General features: G+C 72.2%; 6 protein-coding genes. 1 reads left to right on the top strand and 5 read right to left on the bottom strand.

Annotated elements, in window-relative coordinates; translation table 11 throughout:
- Window positions 1–107: 107 nt before the first annotated feature.
- From ADK65_RS33260 to ADK65_RS33245, 4 genes are read right to left on the bottom strand one after another with little or no spacing between them, the layout of a single operon-like run.
- Window positions 108–779 carry a response regulator gene (locus tag ADK65_RS33260; protein ID WP_053674781.1) on the bottom strand — a complete coding sequence of 224 codons (672 nt, stop codon included), beginning with the start codon at window positions 777–779 and terminating at the stop codon, window positions 108–110.
- Window positions 776–2,026 carry a sensor histidine kinase gene (locus tag ADK65_RS33255; RefSeq protein ID WP_078956273.1) on the bottom strand — a complete coding sequence of 417 codons (1,251 nt, stop codon included), beginning with the start codon at window positions 2,024–2,026 and terminating at the stop codon, window positions 776–778. Before ADK65_RS33255 ends, ADK65_RS33260 begins: the two co-directional genes overlap by 4 nt.
- A gap of 23 nt (window positions 2,027–2,049) precedes the next feature.
- Entirely contained in the window at window positions 2,050–2,829 is a 780-nt protein-coding gene (locus ADK65_RS33250) for an ABC transporter permease (protein WP_053674778.1), read from the bottom strand.
- Complete coding sequence (locus tag ADK65_RS33245) at window positions 2,826–3,746, bottom strand: ABC transporter ATP-binding protein (RefSeq protein ID WP_053674776.1); 921 nt, start codon at window positions 3,744–3,746, stop codon at window positions 2,826–2,828. Before ADK65_RS33245 ends, ADK65_RS33250 begins: the two co-directional genes overlap by 4 nt.
- Before the next feature lie 93 nt (window positions 3,747–3,839).
- On the opposite strand from ADK65_RS33245, the gene ADK65_RS33240 reads away from it, so the two are divergent.
- The gene (locus ADK65_RS33240; protein WP_053674775.1) at window positions 3,840–4,382 is read left to right on the top strand and encodes a GNAT family N-acetyltransferase; all 543 of its coding nucleotides are present in this window, start codon (window positions 3,840–3,842) and stop codon (window positions 4,380–4,382) included.
- A gap of 6 nt (window positions 4,383–4,388) precedes the next feature.
- Here the strand turns inward: ADK65_RS33240 and ADK65_RS33235 are convergent.
- Window positions 4,389–5,458 (bottom strand): type IV secretory system conjugative DNA transfer family protein (locus ADK65_RS33235; protein WP_234353033.1); only part of this gene is annotated, 1,070 nt, incomplete at its 5' end.

The raw sequence follows: 5,458 nt of genomic DNA, 5'->3' as shown, positions 1-5,458 counted from the left end.
GATGGTACTGCAGGGGGGACCCTGTGGGAGAGTAGGACGCCGCCGAACAATTTTTGGGAAAACCCCCGCATCTTCGGATGCGGGGGTTTTCTGCGTTTCCAGGATCTTTACGACGGCTGAACCAGCTTTGTGTCGTACGCCAGGATGACCGCCTGAATGCGATCGCGGGAACCGGTTTTCGCGAGAATGCGGCCCACGTGGGTCTTCACCGTCGACTCGGCGAGGTGCAGGCGCGTGGCTATCTCCGTGTTCGTCCAGCCCTGGCCGATGACCGTGAGGATCTCTCGTTCGCGGTCGGTGAGGGACGCGAGGCGGGCGTCCTCCTGCGGACCGGCCTCCGTGCCGGGGCCGGCCGGGAGGTGATGGACGTAGGCGTCCAGGAGGCGGCGGGTCAGGCTCGGGGCGACGACCGCTTCGCCGGTGGCCACCGCGCGGATGCCGGCGAGGAGTTCCTCGGGCTGGGCGTCCTTGACGAGGAAGCCGGACGCGCCTGCGCGGAGGCCGGCGTAGGCGTACTCGTCGAGGTCGAAGGTGGTGACGATCAGGATGCGGGTGCGGTCGCCGGCGGCGGTGATGCGGCGGGTGGCCTCGATGCCGTCGAGACCGGGCATGCGGATGTCCATCAGGACGACATCGGGGCGGAGCTCGGACGCCAGGCGGACCGCGTCGCTGCCGTTCGGTGCCTCGCCCACGACCGTCATGTCGTCCTGGCTCTCCAGCAGCATGCGGGAGCCGAAACGCTGAAGAGGCTGGTCGTCGGCGATCAGGACCGTGGTCACTGCGGGGATTCCTCCGGAAGGTGTATGCGGACGCGCCAGCCCTGCTCGGGGTGGGGGCGGGGGCCGGCCTCAAGTGTGCCGCCGTACAGGGCCGTTCGCTCGCGCATTCCCGGAAGTCCCCGGCCCCCGGCGTCGGCACGGAGCGCGTCGCCGGAACGACCGTGGCCCGTGTCCGTGATCGTCACGGTGACGGAGGCCTTCTCCTCGTAGAAGAGCTCTATCGCCGCGGTCGTGTCGGGGCCGCCGTGCTTGAGGGTGTTGGTCAGAGCTTCCTGGATGACGCGGTAGACGGTGAGCTGGCGGCCCGGGGGGAGGTCGGGGACGCCGTGGGTGGTGGTGCTGACGGGGAGGCCCGCGGAGCGTACGCCGTCGAGGAGCCGGTCGAGGTCGGTGAGGCCGGGCTGAGGGGTCAGGTCGGGCCGGCTCGCCTCGTCCTCGCGCAGGACGTCGAGGAGACGGCGGAGTTCGGTCAGCGCCTGCCTGCTGGTGGTCGCGATGGCGTCGAGGGCCTGGCCGGCGCGTTCGGGGGACTTGGCGGCCGCGTATCGGCCGCCGTCGGCGAGGCCGGTGATGACGGAGAGGTTGTGGCCGATGATGTCGTGCATCTCGCGGGCGATGCGGGCACGTTCGGCGGCCGTGGCGAGCTGGGCCTGCTGGTCGCGTTCGGTCTCCAGGCGGCGGGCCCGGTCCTCCAGTGCCTCGGTGTAGTTGCGGCGGGTGCGGACCGTGACGCCGATGAGAACGGCCACCGTGACGGACATCAGGTGGGAGCCGATCTGCTGGTCCCAGGTGCCCTCCCCGTGACGGGTGGCCGACACCAGCACCGGGGGGAGCACGAGGGCCGCCGCCCACCACAGGTCACGCAGGGGGCGGCGCAGGGCGAGGTGGTAGACGAGCACCAGCTGGAGCAGGGCCGCCTGGAGGGCGGCGCCGGTCCAGGCGTTGGCGACGGCGAAGGGGGCCATGGCGACCAGGGCGGCGGTGGGGTGGGTGCGCCGCCACAACAGAGGGACCGAGAGGCCGAGGCTCATGGTCAGGAGCAGCCAGCCGGGGACGTCGACGCTGTGGGCGTTGTGACGCCAGCCGCCTCCGGCGTAGTCGATCAGGGCGGCTGTCACCCAGAAGCCGGTGAAGTGCAGGTCCCACGGCAGCGGGTGGCGTCGGTCGAAGGCGCGTACCCGGCGGGTGAGGCGGTGGGCGTATTCGGTGAGGGGCTCCGGCGCCCGGTCTTCCGTCACGCGCTCCATGGTGAGGGGTCCGGTGCCGGGCGTCACACGTCTCGGCGGCGCAGGACCACCGCGGCGAGCGCCAGGACGGCCGCCGTCCACAGGGTCATGGCCAGGAGGGCGGCGCCGGGCGTCGCCGTGCCGGGCATCGGCTGGGCGGTGGTGAGGGCCTCCAGGGCCTTGCCGGGGAAGTAGCGGACGGCGTCCTCGGTGAACGTGTACGGGAGCATGGCCAGGATCTCCGGGAGGATCATGACGATGCCGATGAAGGCGCCGATGGCCGTCGGGACCGAGCGGAGCACGGCGCCGATCCCGAGGGCGAGGACGGCGAGGAGGGTGAGGCCGGCCGCGTTGCCCGCGAGAGCGCGCAGGACGCCGGGGTCGCCGAAGGAGGCCGCCAGGTCGGTACCGGAGAGGAAGATCTGGGCCAGGGGGAAGGTGAGGAGGTTCGTCGCCAGGGTGAGGGGGAGGGTGACCGCGGCCAGGACGGCGGCCTTGGACCACAGGACGGGCAGGCGGCGCGGGACGGCCGTCATGGTGGCGCGGATCTGGCCGGTGGAGTACTCGCCGGCGGTGGCCAGGATGCCCAGGACGCCGAGGTTGATCGTGGCGAACTGGGTGCCGAGGAGGACGAACATGACGGTGTCCATGCCGCCTTCGCCGGACCCGTCGTAGGCGGCGCCCAGGCCCGCGCCCATGGCCGCGGTGAGGACGCTGGTGACGACGAGGGTGATCCAGGTGGAGCGCAGGGTCCAGAACTTGTGCCATTCGGAGCGCAGGACGCGCGCCGGGGTCACGCGGTAGGGAAGGGTCGCCGTGGTCATGCTGCCGCTCCTTGCAGAGTCGCCGGGTATTCGACCGCGTCGCGGGTGAGGTCCATGAAGGCCTCTTCCAGGGAGGCGGTGCCAGGGGTCAGTTCGTACAGGGGGATGCCGTGGGCCGCCGCGGTGCGGCCGATGTGTTCGGCGTTCGTGCCGCGGACCCGCAGGGCGCCGGGGGTGTCGGTGGTGATGTCGACGCCGGGTGCGGTGAGAAGGCGTGCGAGGGCGGTGGCGTCCGGGGTGACGACCTTGGTGGCGCCCGCGCCGGAATCGCGTACGAAGTCCGTGACCGTGGTGTCGGCGAGGAGGCGGCCGCGGCCGATGATGACCAGGTGTTCGGCGGTGAGGGCCATCTCGCTCATCAGGTGGGAGGAGACGAGGACGGTGCGGCCCTCGGCGGCGAGGGATTTGAGGAGATTGCGGATCCACAGGACGCCCTCGGGGTCCAGGCCGTTGACCGGTTCGTCGAGGATGAGGGTGGCCGGGTCGCCGAGGAGGGCGGCGGCGATGCCGAGACGTTGCCCCATGCCGAGGGAGAAGCCCTTGACGCGGCGGTGGGCGACGTCGGTCAGGCCGGTGAGGTCGAGGACCTGTTCGACCCGGCTGCGGGGGATGCCGTGGGTGTGGGCGAGGGCGCACAGGTGGTGGTAGGCGGTGCGGCCGGGGTGGACGGAGCGGGCCTCCAGCAGGGCGCCGACCTCGGTGAGGGGCGCGGGGTGCGCGGCGTAGGAGCGGCCGGCCACGGTGGCGCGGCCGCGGGTGGGGGCGTCGAGGCCGAGGAGCATGCGCATGGTCGTGGACTTGCCGGCGCCGTTCGGGCCGAGGAAGCCGGTGACGGTGCCGGGGCGGACGGTGAAGGAGAGGTCCGTGACGACCGTCCGGTCGCCGTAGCGTTTGGTGAGTTCGTGTGCCGTCAGCATGCTTCGATGCTCGTGCCCGCCGGGGGCGTGGGCGTCGGACCGGCGGCGTAATCGGGGTGAGGGGTGTCGTACCCGGGTACTACCGTGGCCCGCATGAGCTATGTGATCCGGTCCGTCCGTGCTGACGAGTGGCCTGCGGCGAAGGAGCTGCGGCTCGTGGCGTTGCGGGACCCGGTGGCGCACCTGGCCTTCCTGGAGACGTACGAGGAGGCCGTGGCCCGGCCGGACTCGTTCTGGCAGGAGCGGACCGAGGGGGCCGCGCAGGGGGCGGACGGGGCGCAGCAGATCATCGCCGAGGGGCCGGACGGGCGGTGGGTGGCGACGCTGACCGTGCTCGTGGAGGAACCCGGGACGACCGACTGGGCCGGCTTTCCGGTGGAGCGGAAGCAGGGGCATGTGGTCGGCGTGTTCGTGCGGCCGGAGGAGCGCGGGAGCGGGCTGACCGAGGTGCTGTTCGACGCGGCCCTGGAGTGGTCGTGGGCTCAGGGGCTCGAGCGGGTGCGGCTCATCGTGCACGAGGAGAACGGGCGGGCGCAGCGGTTCTACCGGCGGGCCGGGTTCGTGCCGAGTGGGGTGACGGTGCCGTTGGGGGATGACGGGGAGCGGGAGCTGGAGTTCGTCCTAGAGCGGGAGTGACGGCGCCTAGACCGGCAGTTCGTCGTGCGGCCAGCGGGCGCGGCCCTGTTCGCGGGAGCGGAGCAGGGCCAGGGTCGGCATGCCCCGGTCCGCTCCGGTGGCCAGCAGCTCCGGGAGCTGGGGAAGCGGGGCCACGGCCGCGACATCGTCCAGGACGAGCGTCATTGGTGGGTCGAGGCGACCGGCCGATGACCGTTCGGCCATGTGCCGGCCGCGCTCGACCACGCTCGAGACGAGGGCCGTCAGGAAGGGCATGGCGCCCGGGCTGGTCCTGGGGTCCTCGATGGATTCCCCCACCACGTAAAGCGTGCCCCCTTCGTGGACGAAGGAATCCAAGGCGAGGGCATCATTTCGGTTGGGAGTGCAGGCTTCGCGGATGTTGATCGTGGAGAGGGCCGCGAGGGCACGGGTCGTCAGCTGCTGGGCCATGTCCCGGCGTTCGGGGTGGGCCGTGAGGGCGCCTTCGAGTTCGCCCGCGGAGCCGGGGGCCGCCTTGGGGTTGGTGCGGAGGATGCGTACGGCGTCCTGGAGCTGGGTGCCCTGGGACCAGCGGTGGACGTGGCGGATGGTGCGGCCGTCGATCGCTGCGGCGTGCAGGTAGCTCCGCAGGAGGGTGGCGGCCGTGTCGCTGAGGGCCTGGTCGAGTTTGGCCGTGGGGCGGACGGGGGTGAGGAGGGCGGTGGCCCGTTCGGTGGCCGTCGCCTTGTCCTCGCAGCCGGCTGTGGGGGACCAGTGGAGGCGGGACGGGGTGTCGCAGAGGTGGGTGGGGTCGTAGAGGTGGGTGGGGCCCAGTTTGGCTCTGGCGTCTTTCGTCTCCTGCCAGAGGGCGGGGTTCGAGGTGACGACGAGGGCGGGGCCCTCCGCGTCCCGTACCGCCTGGGTCGCGGTCGTCTGGCGGGTTTCCCTCGGGGCTACGAGGATTCTTTCCCACCCGCCGACCCGTTCCTGGGCGAACAGAGTGGCCGGGGTCGTGGGTGCGGCCGCCGGGGACGGGGCCGGTGGTGCTGTCGGCTCCGGGGGGTGCGTGGGCCCGGGGGCGGCGAAAGCCCCCGGTGTCACCCCGCCCCCCCCCCTCC

It is taken from the genome of Streptomyces sp. NRRL B-1140, from assembly GCF_001280065.1.
Lineage (GTDB): Bacteria > Actinomycetota > Actinomycetes > Streptomycetales > Streptomycetaceae > Streptomyces.
The sequence above is the reverse complement of the archived record's forward strand: the minus strand, read 5'-3'. Positions and strand labels throughout refer to the sequence as shown.

Excerpts from the sequence above, each read along its gene's own strand:
- ADK65_RS33240 (WP_053674775.1), top strand. The coding sequence starts at position 3,840 with ATGAGCTATGTGATCCGGTCCGTCCGTGCTGACGAGTGGCCTGCGGCG.
- ADK65_RS33245 (WP_053674776.1), bottom strand. The coding sequence starts at position 3,746 with ATGCTGACGGCACACGAACTCACCAAACGCTACGGCGACCGGACGGTC.
- ADK65_RS33255 (WP_078956273.1), bottom strand. The coding sequence starts at position 2,026 with ATGGAGCGCGTGACGGAAGACCGGGCGCCGGAGCCCCTCACCGAATAC.
- ADK65_RS33250 (WP_053674778.1), bottom strand. The coding sequence starts at position 2,829 with ATGACCACGGCGACCCTTCCCTACCGCGTGACCCCGGCGCGCGTCCTG.